General features: G+C 60.4%; 15 protein-coding genes. 7 read left to right on the top strand and 8 right to left on the bottom strand.

Annotated features, from left to right (window positions below; translation table 11 throughout):
- Positions 1 to 2: 2 nt before the first annotated feature.
- From dnaN to mutM, 5 genes are all read right to left on the bottom strand, one after another.
- Positions 3 to 1,106 (bottom strand): DNA polymerase III subunit beta, encoded by a 1,104-nt coding sequence (gene dnaN / locus AB3X55_12510; GenBank protein MEX0504412.1) that lies wholly within the window; start codon positions 1,104 to 1,106, stop codon positions 3 to 5.
- A gap of 213 nt (positions 1,107 to 1,319) precedes the next feature.
- Entirely contained in the window at positions 1,320 to 2,648 is a 1,329-nt protein-coding gene (gene dnaA / locus AB3X55_12505; protein MEX0504411.1) for a chromosomal replication initiator protein DnaA, read from the bottom strand.
- 501 nt (positions 2,649 to 3,149) lie between these two features.
- A complete protein-coding gene (rpsT, locus tag AB3X55_12500) occupies positions 3,150 to 3,416 on the bottom strand; it encodes a 30S ribosomal protein S20 (GenBank protein MEX0504410.1) in 267 nt (88 codons plus the stop codon).
- 100 nt (positions 3,417 to 3,516) lie between these two features.
- Positions 3,517 to 3,870 (bottom strand): hypothetical protein, encoded by a 354-nt coding sequence (locus AB3X55_12495; GenBank protein MEX0504409.1) that lies wholly within the window; start codon positions 3,868 to 3,870, stop codon positions 3,517 to 3,519.
- A gap of 86 nt (positions 3,871 to 3,956) precedes the next feature.
- The gene (mutM, locus tag AB3X55_12490) at positions 3,957 to 4,778 is read right to left on the bottom strand and encodes a bifunctional DNA-formamidopyrimidine glycosylase/DNA-(apurinic or apyrimidinic site) lyase (protein ID MEX0504408.1); all 822 of its coding nucleotides are present in this window, start codon (positions 4,776 to 4,778) and stop codon (positions 3,957 to 3,959) included.
- Between the two features lie 167 nt (positions 4,779 to 4,945).
- Between mutM and AB3X55_12485 the strand changes: the two genes are divergently transcribed.
- From AB3X55_12485 to AB3X55_12465, 5 genes are read left to right on the top strand one after another with little or no spacing between them, the layout of a single operon-like run.
- Positions 4,946 to 5,722 carry a class I SAM-dependent methyltransferase gene (locus tag AB3X55_12485; GenBank protein ID MEX0504407.1) on the top strand — a complete coding sequence of 259 codons (777 nt, stop codon included), beginning with the start codon at positions 4,946 to 4,948 and terminating at the stop codon, positions 5,720 to 5,722.
- Positions 5,722 to 7,233 (top strand): 2-polyprenylphenol 6-hydroxylase, encoded by a 1,512-nt coding sequence (gene ubiB, locus AB3X55_12480; GenBank protein MEX0504406.1) that lies wholly within the window; start codon positions 5,722 to 5,724, stop codon positions 7,231 to 7,233. Before AB3X55_12485 ends, ubiB begins: the two co-directional genes overlap by 1 nt.
- Positions 7,234 to 7,264: 31 nt before the next feature.
- On the top strand, positions 7,265 to 8,701 hold the full coding sequence (coaBC, locus tag AB3X55_12475) for a bifunctional phosphopantothenoylcysteine decarboxylase/phosphopantothenate--cysteine ligase CoaBC (GenBank protein MEX0504405.1): 1,437 nt from the start codon (positions 7,265 to 7,267) through the stop codon (positions 8,699 to 8,701).
- The gene (gene dut / locus AB3X55_12470) at positions 8,698 to 9,144 is read left to right on the top strand and encodes a dUTP diphosphatase (GenBank protein ID MEX0504404.1); all 447 of its coding nucleotides are present in this window, start codon (positions 8,698 to 8,700) and stop codon (positions 9,142 to 9,144) included. Before coaBC ends, dut begins: the two co-directional genes overlap by 4 nt.
- Positions 9,145 to 9,148: 4 nt before the next feature.
- Positions 9,149 to 9,901: a ThiF family adenylyltransferase gene (locus tag AB3X55_12465; GenBank protein ID MEX0504403.1), complete on the top strand. Its 753-nt coding sequence runs from the start codon at positions 9,149 to 9,151 to the stop codon at positions 9,899 to 9,901.
- Here AB3X55_12465 and AB3X55_12460 read toward each other — a convergent pair.
- Positions 9,898 to 10,884 (bottom strand): 2-hydroxyacid dehydrogenase, encoded by a 987-nt coding sequence (locus AB3X55_12460; GenBank protein MEX0504402.1) that lies wholly within the window; start codon positions 10,882 to 10,884, stop codon positions 9,898 to 9,900. The genes AB3X55_12465 and AB3X55_12460 overlap by 4 nt on opposite strands.
- Before the next feature lie 223 nt (positions 10,885 to 11,107).
- On the opposite strand from AB3X55_12460, the gene AB3X55_12455 reads away from it, so the two are divergent.
- Positions 11,108 to 11,608: an SH3 domain-containing protein gene (locus tag AB3X55_12455; protein MEX0504401.1), complete on the top strand. Its 501-nt coding sequence runs from the start codon at positions 11,108 to 11,110 to the stop codon at positions 11,606 to 11,608.
- A gap of 86 nt (positions 11,609 to 11,694) precedes the next feature.
- On the opposite strand, the gene katG is transcribed toward AB3X55_12455, so the two are convergent.
- Positions 11,695 to 13,887: a catalase/peroxidase HPI gene (gene katG, locus AB3X55_12450; GenBank protein MEX0504400.1), complete on the bottom strand. Its 2,193-nt coding sequence runs from the start codon at positions 13,885 to 13,887 to the stop codon at positions 11,695 to 11,697.
- Between the two features lie 203 nt (positions 13,888 to 14,090).
- Positions 14,091 to 14,534, bottom strand: coding sequence for an iron response transcriptional regulator IrrA (gene irrA, locus AB3X55_12445; GenBank protein ID MEX0504399.1), 444 nt, complete (start codon positions 14,532 to 14,534; stop codon positions 14,091 to 14,093).
- A 210-nt stretch (positions 14,535 to 14,744) separates the two neighbouring features.
- On the opposite strand from irrA, the gene fabA reads away from it, so the two are divergent.
- Positions 14,745 to 15,254 (top strand): 3-hydroxyacyl-[acyl-carrier-protein] dehydratase FabA, encoded by a 510-nt coding sequence (gene fabA, locus AB3X55_12440; protein ID MEX0504398.1) that lies wholly within the window; start codon positions 14,745 to 14,747, stop codon positions 15,252 to 15,254.

The following is a 15,254-nucleotide window of genomic DNA, read 5'->3' as shown; positions in this document are numbered from 1 at the left end:
ACTCACACCCGCATCGGCATCAGAACAAACAGCGTCGCCTCGTCACCCGGCGCACGAACCAGGCTTGGCGACCCCTGATCGGCAAGAGCAAATTCGATGGTATCGCTTTCAACCTGCGAGGCGATGTCGAGAAGATAGCGTGCGTTGAAACCAATCTCCATTTCAGCGCCGTCATAGCTGACCTCGATATCCTCGTCCGCGCTCGACGCATCGGTGCTGCTTGCCGACAGGGTCAGCATGCCTGGCTGAAGCCGCATCTTGATGGAACGCGATCTTTCGGACGAGATTGTCGATACCCGGTCAACCGCAGCCGAGAAACTTGCCGCATCAACCTGCATGATCCGGTCATTGCCGCGCGGGATCACCCGTGTGTAGTCGGGGAATGTGCCATCGATAAGCTTGGTCCGCAAATTCACCGTCGCAATGCTGAATTCGGCCCTGGTGTCTGACAGCGCCACGCCAACCTCACCCTCGAAATCATCAAGCAGCTTGCGAAGCTCGGTCACCGCCTTGCGCGGCACGATGATCGACGGCATGCCGGCCGCACCAGCCGGCAGTCCCTGACGCGTCAGCGCCAGCCTGTGGCCATCGGTGGCGACAGCGCACAGATCACCCTGCTCGGATTTGTGAAGATAGATACCGTTCAGGTAATATCTTGTCTCCTCGGTCGAGATCGCAAAACGGGTTGCGTCGATCATGTCGCGCATGTCGGCGGCAGTCAGCATGAAAGCGTCCGGCATCTCGCCAACGCTGATTGCCGGAAAATCCTCGACAGGCAGGGTTGGCAGGCGGAAGTTCGACCGGCCGGCGCTGATCATCGCATGGCCGTCGGCAACGGTGATCTCGACCTCGGCGCCTTCGGGAAGCTTGCGGACAATATCATAAAGAAGATGCGCCGAAACGGTGGTCGTGCCTGTGGTTGCCACCGCACATTCGACCTTGGTGGCGATATCCATATCCATATCGGTGGCGGTCATCGACAGAACGCCATCTGCTGCCTGCAGAACGACATTGGCGAGGATCGGGATTGTGTTGCGGCGTTCCACAACGGATTGCACCTGCCCGAGCGGCCGCAGAAGGCTGATGCGATCAATGGTGAATTTCATGAGCTGTCTCTTCTCTGTTGATCGACCCCTGCAGGATGCGCCGCCTGGCGCCAACAGGATCGTCGGCACCGATGCGCGTCCCGCAGAATGCGATTGACCACAAAATATAGCATGAGAAATTCAAACAAGCATCAAAATATTGACGCTGGCAGCCGTTCAAAGGGCCCCGGACGCATGGCCGCAACTGTCTGAGAACAGGCCTAAAATCAAAATTCAGCTGGCGATAAGCGAGCGCAGCAGCTGAACATCCTCGGCAATCCGCTTGTCACTGCCGACAAGACCCTCGATTGTGCGCACGGCATGCATCACCGTGGTGTGGTCGCGGCCTCCGAACTGGCGGCCGATTTCCGGGTAGGAAAAGGATGTCAGCGTCTTGGCAAGATACATCGCGACCTGCCGTGGGCGGGCGACATTGCGCGCCCGTCGGGCCGAAAACATCTCGGCAACGCGAACGTCGTAATGCGCCGCGACGCGCTTCTGGATTTCGTCAATGCTGACCTGTCTGCTGCTGGCCCGCAGCAGATCGGACAACAGCTCGGCGGCACTGTCGATGGTGATTTCCCGGCCGACCAGACTGGCATGCGCCGCAATCCTTGTCAGCGCGCCCTCGAGTTCGCGGACATTGCTTGAAATACGGTGTGCCAGAAACTCCAGCACCTTGTCCGGAACGGCAATGCGCGCACGCTCGGCCTTGGCCTGCAGAATGCCGAGCCTGAGTTCGTAATCGGCTGGATGGATGTCTGCCACCATTCCCCACCCAAGACGCGAGCGAAGCCGCTCTTCAAGCCCTTCGAGATCGGTTGGCGACTTGTCAGCCGACACGATGACCTGTCGTCCATCCTCGACAAGGGCGTTGAAGGTATGGAAGAACTCTTCCTGCGTCGAATCCTTGCCGCTGATGAACTGCACATCGTCGATCATCAGCACATCAACCGAACGGAACTGTTCCTTGAAGGACATCGTATCGCGGAACCGCAGCGCCTGAACGAAACGATACATGAATTTTTCAGCCGACAGATAGACGACATGGCGGCTGGGATCCTGCTCACGGATATGCCAGGCGATGGCATGCATGAGATGCGTCTTGCCAAGCCCGACACCGCCATAAAGGAACAGCGGGTTGAAGGCCACGGTTGCGGATTCGGCTGTCCGCCGGGCGACCGCGAAAGCCAGTTCGTTCGGCTTGCCGACAACGAAATTGGCGAAGGTGTATCGCGGATCAAGACCGGCCCCCAGCGGCTCGGCCCCCTGGGATCTGGCGCCTGAAGCGGGACGTTTCTGTTGTGACATCCGCGGCGCCTGCTGGGTTCCAAGGCTGATCTCGACCTTGCGAACGGTGCCATACTCAGCCGCCGAAATGACCCGCAGCCGGTCGGCATACTGGCTGGTCACCCGTTCCCGGGCCAGCATCGATGCGGCCTCGAGCGTCAGCGTGCCATCCTCAAGCCGGCTGACGCGCAGCGGCTTGATCCAGTTCCGCCACGCCGCCTCGCCAATATCCTGGCGCATGCGGTTGGTGACACGCTCCCACGCATCATCCATCGGCGCGTCGCTGGCTGTATTTGTCTTTGATGGTTCTGTGGATGGCACCGACGTCGCTGCCGGTGTGCTGTCAGACGAGTCTGGATAGTGTCTGTCTGACATGCAGCCTGCCCCCGTGTGCCTGTGATCGTTGTTTTGATCGATGTCTGTACGTTATGATTGGACCGGTCAACGTCCGTGACCTTGCGACGACATTACTTGCTGGCACTCTGTCTGCGCAAGATGGCCACCGGCGATAAAGGGCAAATAAAGCTGCCAAATCTGCAGAAATTTATGTTGACAGACCAGGACGCCTGACAAGGGCCCCGGAGCCCTAAAGTGAAAAATTTCAGTGTCCGAATCGGTGTCGCATGACATCGCGTCTGAACATGACCAGCCAAGTTGAAATATTGTCGTGCCATCCTCCCGGTGCCGCATGTCGCGCCGATCCGGGCACACGCCAATAAAAAACGCCCAACCGCAAGCGGCAGGGCGTTGATCGCATGCGATTCGGCGCGTGTGTCAGGCAGCGACAGCCTTTACACGGGCAGCAAGCCGCGAAATCTTGCGTGATGCCGTGTTGCGATGCAGAACACCGCGCGTTACGCCGCGCTGGATCTCGGGTTGCGCAACACGCAGGGCGGTGCGGGCACCATCGGCGTCACCGGAAGCAATGGCTGTTTCGACCTTTTTGATAAAGGTACGGATGCGGCTCATGCGGGCGCCATTGATGGCTGCGCGACGCGCGTTGCGGCGGATCCGCTTCTTGGCAGAAATGTGATTGGCCATCGGACCATCCTGTCAATTGTCAGTTGAGGTGCGGCTTATGGCTGATTTCCGCAGGTTCGTCAAGCAATTTTGCACCAGAAATTGGCGCGGCACCACCGCGTCAGCGCGGGCTCAACCTGATTCGCCACAGCCGACCCGTCGACGTGTCGACCTGTGCCAGGTCGAGCAGTTCCCGGCCCCGTTGCCAGCTGCCATCCGACCCGACCCAGCCAAGGCTGGACAAGGCGTCATTGTAATAGGTCATCACACCATCGGGATCTGCCGGTGATGACGCAAACACAAGCACAATGCGGCCACCCGGCGAATCGAAGGCAAAGCCAAGCTCCGGTTCAATCGTCATTTCTGCCATGATCGGCAGGTCGCCAACCCATTGCTGTTGCAGACTGTCGGCGCGGGCGTTGCCAGCGCCAACCATCATGGCCGCCGCAAGGCTTACGGCCAGGACAATGATCATCCTCTGGACCAGCCTCAGGGCCACGGGCAGACGGCGAACAGAAACCAAGGGTGTCAAAGACAGATAGACCATGCGCTCAGGCTACATCAGCGCTGGCAGCCGGGACAGTAAAAACTGCTACGGCCGGACTGGACAAGGCTGCGAATCAACGAACCGCAGACATGGCAGGGCTGACCATCACGACCATAGACCGCAAGTCGCTGCACAAAATACCCGATCTCGCCGCCAGGCTGGACATGGTCACGAAGGCTGGTGCCACCGTCTTCGATCGCCCGCATCAGCACATCCCTGATCGCTGCGGCAAGCCTGTCAGCGCGCTGCCCGCGGATGGTGTTGGCGCGTCGCCTTGGAGAGATTCCCGCGCCAAACAGCGCTTCACAGGCATAGATATTGCCAATCCCGGCAACAAGCCGCTGGTCAAGAAGCGCTGTCTTGACCGGTCCGCGCCGCGCCGCCAGCCCGTCGATCAGCGTGGTTGCCGAAAATTCATTACCCAGCGGTTCCGGCCCCATATGTGCCAGCATGGGATGGGGATCCTGGCTGAACAGATCAATCCAGCCGAATCGGCGGGGATCGTTGAAGATGATCCAGCATGGTTGATCTGCGCCCTGCATTTTCAGGCTCATATGATCATGTTTGCCGATCTCAGGCCTGTCATGATGGATGCGCACCGAGCCCGACATGCCAAGATGCATCAGCATTGTTTCGCCGGCATCAAGCGGCAGCAGCAGGAATTTGCCGCGTCTGGCAAGCGGCCCCACCATTCGCCCTGACAGCCGCGCCGCCAGATTATCCGGCAATGGCCAGCGCAGATCAGGTCGGCCGACATAGGCGGAGTCGATCCGGTGCCCCTCCATGACCGGCGCCAGCGCCCGGCGCACGGTTTCCACCTCGGGAAGTTCAGGCATCGTTCCGCCCCATCCCACCGGGCCGTTCGATAGCAGGTCGCGACATTATATTCGGTCCTCCCGGCAAATTTTCGTGTATCACATCATACAGAACAATCGCCGGCGCCAGCATAGCCGGAAAACCCCGTGACGGAAGGCCCGTCGCACCAGATTATGGACCGGTCAGTATGAGCCAGCGACAAACAATTCCGGGATCGGATCCCGGAGGCGAAAATATCGATTTCGGATTCCGCACCGTACGGCGCGAGGACAAGGCAGGGCTGGTCCGCGACGTGTTCGATTCGGTAGCGACCCGCTATGACATCATGAATGATCTGATGAGTGGTGGCGTTCATCGGCTGTGGAAGGCCGCGATGGTCGACTGGATGGCCCCGCAACCCTATCAGCACCTGGTCGATCTGGCCGGTGGCACCGGTGATATCAGTCTGCGGTTCCTCAAGGCCGGGGGTGGCAGCGCTGCCGTCACCGACATCAATGAATCAATGCTGAATGCCGGCCGCAGACGGCGTGATCTTGGCAAGCTTGCCGACAGGTTGCGCTGGTGTGTCGGCAATGCCGAGGCGCTTCCCTTCGAAACCGCCAGCGCCGATCTCGTGACCATTGCCTTTGGGTTGCGCAATGTGACCAACCGCGATGCGGCACTCGCCGAGGCGCACCGTGTCCTGCGGCCCGGCGGTCGCTTTCTGTGCCTCGAATTCTCGCAGGTCAGCAGCGACATGCTGGCCCGTGCCTATGATGCCTGGTCGTTCAATGTGCTGCCACGGCTTGGCCAGCTGGTTGCCGGTGATGCCGACAGCTATCGCTATCTGGTGGAATCGATTCGTACCTTCCCGACGCCGGAGGTTCTTGCCGACATGTTCGCCGGGGCCGGCTTTGCCCAGGTGCGGGTGCGGCGGATGTCTGCCGGCATAGCCTGCATTCATTCAGGATGGAAACTCGACTGATGCGCGCCTCCAGCTGGCAGATCATTCTGGCAATGCTTCGGCTACCGCTGATTGCCTGGCACCTTGGCCGGGCAGGCACACTTGGCCACATGGCGCAGGTAACGCTTCTTCCGGCGTGGATGCGGCGCTTCTGTTCGCTTGTTGACAGCCTGATCCGCTCGCGCGGGGCGCGCCATGACGCTGGCAGCGCACTTGCCGAAGCGTTGATCCGGCTTGGTCCCGGTTTCATCAAATTCGGCCAGGCGCTGTCGACAAGGGCCGATCTGATCGGGCCGCAGATGGCACATTCCCTGAGCCTTCTCCAGGACCGCCTTCCCGCCTTCGCACCGGATCTGGCGCGCCGTCAGGTCGCGAGCGAGGCCGGCTGCCCGATCGATGACATATTCCGGCGATTTGATGATGTGCCCGTCGCCGCAGCTTCGATTGCCCAGGTCCATTATGCCGAGCTTCTCGACGGGCGACAGGTGGCGGTAAAGCTGTTGCGGCCGGGGATCAGGCGGCGCATGCAGTCTGATACCACGCTGTTCTATTCGCTGGCACGGATTCTGGAATGGCTGGCGCCGAACATGCAGCGCCTGAAACTTGTCACGGCTGTCGACCAGTTCACCCAGATTTCCGACTTCGAGCTTGATCTTCGGCTGGAAGCGGCGGGGGCCGGCAAGCTTGCCGAGAACATGGCCGGTGATGACGGGATCCATGTGCCCTGGGTTGACCTTGAACATACGACAGCGGCAATGCTGGTGATCGAATGGATCGAGGGAATCCGGATCGACGATGTCGACGCTCTGGCCGTCGCCGGGCATGACATCGAACGCATTACCGAAATTGCCGCACGCTGTTTCTTCAATCAGGTGTTCCGCGACGGATATTTTCATGCCGACATGCATCCCGGCAATATCTTCATTGCCCCCGATGGCACGCTGGTGCCGATAGATTTCGGGATCATGGGGCATCTCGATTTTGCCGACAGGCTGTTTCTGGCGCGGCTTTTGACGGCGATGATCGACCGTGACTATGACGCGGTGGCACGCCTTCACGCCGATGCCGGGATGCTCGACGAAACCGTCCCGCTGGCATCCTTTGCGCAATCCATCCGCGCCGTTGCAGAACCGGTGATGGGCAAGCCGCTCGGTGATGTGTCGCTTGGCACCGTTCTGGGGCAGATCTTCCAGCTGTCAAACAGGTTTGCCATTGACGTCCAGCCGCAATTCAATCTGCTTCAGAAAACCATGATGATGGCCGAAGGTGTGGCGCGTCAGCTGAACCCGGAGGCCAATATGTGGATGCTGGCACGTCCGCTCGCAGGCCAGTGGATGCAGGATCAGGCAAGCTTTGCCAAGCGGGCCGAAAGCCTGCTTGAGGATGCGATGATGCTGATGGCGCGGTTGCCGCGCATTCTGAGCGCACTTGAGGCACACCGGGAACCGGCACCGGTGGCCAGCAAAAACTCGTGGCCTTTTGTGACAGCCCTGCTGGCGCTTGCCATTGCCTTTGTCGCAATATTCACATAAATTCAAATAAATTCACAATTCGAGACCATTTATGAAAAACTGTGATCTGCCAGCCATAATCACCGCGCTTGGCGGGCGTCAGGCGCTACAGGATCTTCTCGGGGTCGGTCCCAGCGCGGTCAGCAACTATCTTGCCAGAGGCACGCTGCCACAGCGGGCCCATGCGCCGGTCTGCGAGGCCTTGCGGGCGCGGGGATACCAGATCGATCCGGGAAGCCTGGCGCTGTCCACCGGTGAAGACCTTCAGGCCGCGGATATCGGGCGTCGTGTGCTGCTGATCGTTGGTGGCGGTATCGCCGCCTACAAGGCGCTCGAAGTGGCCCGACGGCTTCAGGATCACGATATAGCGGTCACCGGTGTCATGACCTCTGGCGCGCAGCATTTCATCACCCCTCTCAGCCTGTCCGCGCTGACCGCGCGAAAAACCTTCACCGATCTGTTTTCGCTGACCGACGAGGCGGAGATGGGCCATATCCGGCTGGGCCGCGAGGCCGATCTCGTACTGGTCGCGCCGGCGACAGCCAACCTGATGGCGCGGGCCGCGAACGGTCTGGCCGATGATCTGGCCACAACCATCCTGCTGGCGACCGATGCGCCGGTCCTGATGGCCCCGGCCATGAACCCGGCAATGTGGGCCAATCCGGCGACGCAGGATAATCTGGCGCGGCTTCGCGCCCGCGATGTGCAGTTTGTCGGCCCGGCTGCCGGGGACATGGCCTGTGGTGAAGAGGGCACCGGACGGCTGAGTGAGCCAGCCGAGATCGTCAGCGCCGCCTGCCGGATTCTCGAGTCAAAACCAGTCCCGGCAAATGGCGGTCCACTTGCCGGGCGTCACGCCATTGTGACCTCGGGGCCGACTGTCGAGCCGATTGATGCGGTCCGCTTTATTGCCAACAGGTCATCCGGGAAGCAGGGACACGCCATTGCCGCCGCACTGGCCGGTCGCGGGGCACGGGTCACGCTTGTCAGCGGACCAGTCACCATACCGGCACCGCAGAATGTCGACCTTGTATCTGTCGAAACGGCGCGCGACATGCTGGCCGCCTGTGAGAATGCGCTTCCAGCCGATCTTGCTGTCTGCGCAGCCGCCGTCGCCGACTGGCATATCACCGACGCGCATGCGGGCAAGATGAAAAAAACCGGTGACAGGCCGCCCGTGCTGACGCTTGCCGAAAATCCCGACATTCTGCACCATCTGTCAAATCACGCCAGCCGACCACGGCTGGTCGTCGGCTTTGCCGCCGAGGCCGAGGATCTGCACATGAACGCCATGGCAAAACTGGCACGAAAGGGATGCGACTGGATTGTCGCCAATGCGGTCACGGCAGCTGATGGCGAATCCGTCTTCGGCAGTGACAGGAACAGCGCCACCCTGTTCACGGGCAACGATGCCGAGGACTGGAACGATATGTCAAAGACGGCGCTTGCCGACAGGCTGGTCACACGGATCGAGGCGCATTTCGCATGAGCCTCACCATCGCAATCAGTACCCTGCCGCATTTTGGCGATCTTCGGCTTCCGACCTATGAAAGCCCGGGAGCCGCCGGAATGGATATCGCAGCGGCCATTGAGTCTGACATCGTGATCGCGCCCGGTCAAAGATGTGCCGTGCCAACCGGGCTTGCCATGGCGGTGCCGTCAGGCCACGAGATCCAGGTCCGGCCAAGGTCCGGCCTGGCCTTGCGGCACGGGGTCACAGTTGCCAACGCACCGGGGACCATCGACAGTGACTATCGCGGCGAGCTGATGGTGCTTCTGATCAATCTGGGCGACGAGGCCTTCACCATCACCCGGGGCATGCGGGTCGCACAGCTGGTGCTGGCACCGGTCATTCAGGCATCCGTCGATATTGTCGAATCGCTTGATGACACCGAGCGCGGTGACGGCGGCTTTGGATCAACAGGAATATGAACCCATGCTGAATGATGCAGATCTTGAACGCTACGCCCGTCAGGTCATCATGCCCGATGTCGGCGAGGAGGGGCAGGAACGGCTGTTGGCGTCACGAATGCTGGTGATTGGCGCCGGCGGCCTCGGCTCACCGGTGGTGTTCTATCTTGCGGCGGCGGGTGTCGGGCATATCACCATTCTTGATGATGAAACCGTCGAACTCACCAACCTGAACCGACAGATCCTGCACACAACCGCCAGCATCGGCACATCCAAGGTTGAACAGGCAGCCGCCGCTGCCGCAGCGCTGAACCCGGCGATTGACATCACCCCGCGGCGTGAACGTCTGGATGCCTCCAATGTGGAATCATTGTTATCGGCGCATGACCTTGTCATTGACTGTTCGGACAATGTCGAGACACGCTATCTTCTTGGCGACGCGGCCTACCGCACCGGAACGCCGCTTGTCTTTGGTGGCGCCGTGCGAAGCGAGGGGCAGCTGGCGCTGTTTCACAGCGGCACGCCCGACTCACCCTGCTTCAGATGTGTGTTTCCCGCCATGCCGGATGCCAAACAGGCACCAGGATGTTCCGAGGCCGGCATTCTTGGCCCTGTCACCGGGGTGATCGGCACGCTGCAGGCGCTGACGGCGGTGAATGTGATCCTGCAGATCGGCGGCGCGCAGACAGGCCGTCTGTTGCTGTTTGACGCGCGCGGCGGCGGGTTCATGGAAATCAGCACGGCGCGGCGCAGCGATTGCAGCACCTGCGGCAGCTAGAGCATTGACTCGATCACGCGGTCGCGCGGCGCATGGCCATCCCAGAATGTCTGGATATTGATGATCACCTTGTCGCCCATTTCAAGACGACCTTCGATGGTGGCCGACCCGATATGCGGCAGCAGCACAACATTCGGCAGCTCGAGAAGCGCCGGCGTGATGTTCGGCTCATCCATATAGACATCGAGGCCAGCACCGGCGATGTGGCGGCTGGCCAGAAGGTCGGCAAGCGCCTCTTCATCCACCACCTCACCGCGTGAGGTGTTGACAAGATAGGCAGAGGGCTGCATCAGGTTCAGCCGCTCGCGGTTCAGCAAACCGTTTGTGGCAGGGGTATGCGGACAATTTACAGATACGATATCAACCCGGCTCAGCATCTGATCCAGCGAATCCCAGTAGGTCGCCTCCAGCTCGGCCTCGGTTTCGGGGTGGACAGGCTTGCGGTTGTGGTAATGGATGCTCAGCCCGAACCCGCGCGCGCGGCGCGCCACGGCGGACCCGATCCGTCCCATGCCGATAATGCCAAGCCGTTTGCCGTTGATCCGGTGACCCAGCATGCCGGTCGGCGACCAGCCGGTCCAGTCGCCGGAGCGGGCCCGCTTGTCACCTTCGGCAATGCGCCGCGGCACGGCCAGCATCAGTGCCAGCGCCACATCGGCGGTATCCTCGGTCAATACGCCCGGCGTGTTCGTCACGGTAATGCCGCGCGCCCGCGCCGCGGCAAGGTCAATATGATCAACACCGGTCCCGAAAGAGGCAATAAGCTTCAGCTGGTCGCCGGCCGCATTGATCAGCTCGGCGTCAATCCGGTCGGTGACTGTCGGCACCAGGACGTCCGCCTCCTTGACGATGGCGCGCAGCTTGTCGGCTGACAATGGCGTGTCACTGTCATTCAGCCGTGCGTCGAACAGCTCGCGCATCCGGGTCTCGGTCGAGTCAGGCAGCTTTCGGGTCAGAAAGACGACGGGCTTCTTCTGGGTCATTCCTTCCACTCTCTTCAGCCACACGCCACCGGCGTGGTCCGGATCTATGGCGTGGTCCGGAAAAACGTCATACTATATGTCCCGAATGACGGGACGCATGACCATGCAATTAGAATCTGCACGACCTTATCAGAACACGGGACCGATGAAAAAATCTTTTCGACATGTCACACCAGTCCTTTTGCCGCTTCTTGCATGGCTTTGCCTGGGGGCAGCATTGGCGATGATGATGCTAGTGGCTGGTCCTGCCGGCATTCACCCGGCACAGGCTGCCGATGATTCGCAGGAAATACGCCTGACCGTGCGTGGCAGCGGCCTGCCGGTGCCACGGTTTATCACGCTGAAATCAGACAATGTGAACATGCGCGCCGGTCCGGGAACCGAATATCCCATTCTGTGGCATTACCGGAAATCAGGCCTGCCGCTGCGGGTTGAGGCCGAATTCGGGGTGTGGCGCAAAGTCGTCGACCATGATGGCACAACAGGCTGGATGCATCATTCCGTGGTGTCCCTGAGACGGCTGGCGCTTGTGACAGCAAGTTCAGCCAAAATCTATGACGAGGCTGATGACGGGTCCGCTCTGGTTGCAGTCGCTGAACGCAACGCGATTCTGGAATTGCAATCCTGCCCGACACAATGGTGCAAGGTTGCGGCTGATGATGTGCGTGGCTGGGTATCCCGCACTTCGCTGTGGGGTCTGATTGACGGTGAGGTTCTGAAATAGAACCGGTCAAACAGGACGCGGATGTAGAAACGGCGCCGCGATTGGCTCACGGCGCCGTTCAGAAGATCTGCCGGTGAGAATCGCCGTTACGCGATGTCGAACCTGTCGAGGTCCATCACCTTGGTCCAGGCAGCCACGAAGTCGCTGACAAAGCGGGCTTCGGCACCGGCGCCGGCATAGACTTCGGCAATGGCCCGAAGCTGCGAATTCGATCCGAAGACCAGATCGACACGCGTACCGGTCCATTTGACCTCGCCACTTGCACGATCACGACCCTCAAACACATCCTCGGCTGCAGATACCGGCTTCCATTCGGTGCCCATATCAAGAAGATTGACGAAGAAGTCCGTGCTCAATGTCTCGGGCTTGTCGGTCAGCACACCATGCTGTGTGTCGGCATTTGCGTTCAGGACGCGCATCCCGCCAACCAGCACCGTCATCTCCGGAGCCGAAAGCGTCATCAGCTGGGCCTTGTCGAGAAGAAGCTCCTCGGCCGATACGGCAAAATCCGCCTGCAAATAGTTGCGGAACCCGTCGGCAAGCGGCTCGAGGACAGCAAAGCTTTCGACGTCCGTCTGCTCCTGGGACGCATCCATGCGACCAGGGGTGAACGGCACCTCGATCTTGTGCCCCGCCTTGGCGGCAGCAGCTTCGATCGCAGCACAGCCGCCAAGCACAATCAGGTCGGCCATCGAGACTTTCTTGCCACCCGCAGCCGCGCCGTTAAACGCAGACTGCACACCTTCAAGGGCGTTCAGAACCTTGTCGAGCTGGACCGGCTGGTTCACATCCCAGTCACGCTGCGGGGCAAGACGGATACGACCGCCATTGGCACCGCCACGCTTGTCCGACCCACGGAAGGTCGAGGCCGAGGCCCATGCTGCGCCGACAAGCTCGGATACCGACAGGCCGGTCTCCATGATGCTTGCCTTCAGGGCCGTGATGTCAGCCGCATCGACCAACGCATGGTCAACCGCCGGAATCGGATCCTGCCAGATCAGATCCTCGGCCGGCACCTCGGCGCCGACATAACGTGATTTCGGTCCCATGTCGCGGTGTGTCAGCTTGAACCACGCCCGCGCAAAGGCATCGGCAAACTCGTCGAGGTTGGCGTGATAGCGACGCGAAATCTCTTCATAGGCCGGGTCGGTGCGGAGCGCGATGTCGGTTGTTGCCATCATCGGCGCGTGACGACGATCCGGATCATGTGCGTCCGGCACAAGAGTGCCGGCGGACGCGTCGGTCGGAGTCCACTGATAGGCACCGGCCGGGCTCTTTGTCAGCTCCCACTCATAGCCGAACAGCATGTCGAAATAGCCATTGTCCCATTTGATCGGGTTTGGCGTCCAGGCACCTTCAAGGCCACTGGTGATCGCATGCACACCCTTGCCGCTTTCGAAATCGCTGTGCCAGCCGAGACCCTGCTCCTGAATGGCGGCGCCTTCCGGCTCCGGCCCGACAAGACCGGCATCGCCGGCACCATGACATTTGCCAAAGGTATGACCACCGGCAACAAGCGCCACGGTCTCTTCGTCATTCATCGCCATACGGGCGAAGGTTTCGCGGATATCGTGGGCCGACGCCATCGGGTCGGGCTTGCCGTTCGGACCTTCCGGATTGACATAGATCAGACCCATCTGAACAGCGGCAAGCGGGTTTTCCAGCTCGCGGTCACCCGAATAGCGCTTGTCGCCGAGCCAGGTGTCCTCGGTACCCCAGTAGATATCCTCTTCCGGCTCCCACATGTCCTCGCGACCACCGGAGAAACCAAAGGTCTTGAAGCCCATCGATTCCAGCGCGCAGTTGCCGGTAAAGATCATCAGGTCGGCCCAGGACAGGCGCTCACCATATTTCTGCTTGATCGGCCACAGAAGGCGGCGTGCCTTGTCGAGGTTGGTGTTGTCGGGCCAGCTGTTCAGCGGCGCAAAGCGAAGCGTTCCCGATCCGGCGCCACCGCGGCCGTCGCCGGTGCGATAGGTGCCAGCGCTATGCCATGCCATGCGGATAAAGAGCGGGCCGTAATGACCATAATCAGCCGGCCACCATTCCTGGGTATCGGTCATCAGGGCGAAGATTTCCTGACGCAGCACGTCCAGATCCACCGTCTTGAATGCCTCGGCATAGTTGTAGGCCGGGCCCATCGGGTTCGACAGTGCCGAATTCTGATGCAGGATCTTCAGGTTCAGCTGGTTTGGCCACCAGTCCCGATTGGAGCGCACTCCAAAGGTGGTGTGTTTGATCCCCCCGTGCATCACGGGGCATTTGTTCTGTTCGTTCATCCTTGTCTCCGCTTGTTGGCGTCTCCGCTTGTTGGCGTTGCCGCCTTGCTGCCCGCCTGAGGGGGGCGTGACCCTGACATAATGGTATGGAGCGTCGCCCGCAAGATCAAGCAGTTTGGAATGAGTTTAAACTGTCTATTTTTGTCACAGTCGGCATCCGGCATGAACCACCAGCAGGTGGTCGGCAGATAATCGGCAGGTGATCAGCCGTCCCGCGACGCGATATGGATCAGCACATCGACCGACCGGATATCATGACCCTCCGGCGCGCCGGGAAGTGACGCCAGCGTCACCGCATCGGCAGGAATGTCGATCAGCCGGTCGCGCGCGGCATCGTAGAAATGATGGTGATGCTGGGTATTGGTGTCAAAGACACTATGCTCATTATGTATGGTGACACGCCGCAGCAGCCCTGCCTCGGTGAACTGGTTCAGCGTGTTGTAGATCGTGCCGCCCGCCATATGCGTTCCGGTATCGCGGATTTCGCGGGACAGGCTTTCAGCCGATACATGCCGGTGCCTGCCATCAAGCAGCAGTTCGGCAATCAGCAATCGCTGCCGCGTTGGCCGCAGCCCGGCATCGCGAAGACGCTGTGCCAGAGCCGTTTCGGCACCAAGATGACTATCATTCCCAATCGCATCAACCATCGTGCAAGAAAGATGCTTGCTTGGTCATCCCTTGTCAATAATCCTTGGCCTTGGGGGCGGTTTCGTGCTTTTTTGAGACCCGGTCGACAGCAGGGTCATGAAGGATGGGTGACCGTCGGCAATCTTGAATTTCCCGCCACATGCCTCTCGGCAGACGGCCTCACAGCGTTCGGTTTCACTTCTGATCTGGGGACAGACCACATGCCGCCACTGCAGCAAAATGCCTTTAGTTACGACGACCTTATCGCCTGCGCGAAGGGTGAGCTATTCGGACCCGGCAATCCGCAGCTTCCGATGCCGCCGATGCTGATGTGCGACAGGATCACCGATATCAATGATACCGGCGGCGCGCATGGCAAGGGGCAGATCGTCTCGGAATTCGACCTGCATCCCGACCTGTGGTTCTTTCCCTGCCATTTTGAGGGCGATCCGGTGATGCCGGGATGTCTTGGCATGGATGCGTTATGGCAGCTTGTCGGCTTCTTTCTCGGCTGGGCCGGCGGCGAGGGACGGGGGCGCGCCCTGTCGGTCGGCGAGGTGAAATTCACCGGCCAGATCCTGCCGACAAACAAGCTTGTCCGCTACGAGATCGACATGAAACGGGTGATCATGCGCCGGCTGGTGATGGGGATTGCCGATGGCCGCGTCATTTGTGACGGTGAAACCGTGTTCGAGGCCAACGATATCCGCGTCGGCCTGTTCAAGCCAGAGGAGGCCTGA

The organism is Alphaproteobacteria bacterium LSUCC0719, from assembly GCA_040839025.1.
Lineage (GTDB): Bacteria > Pseudomonadota > Alphaproteobacteria > Puniceispirillales > Puniceispirillaceae > UBA8309.
This window is presented reverse-complemented; position numbering and strand designations above follow the sequence as displayed.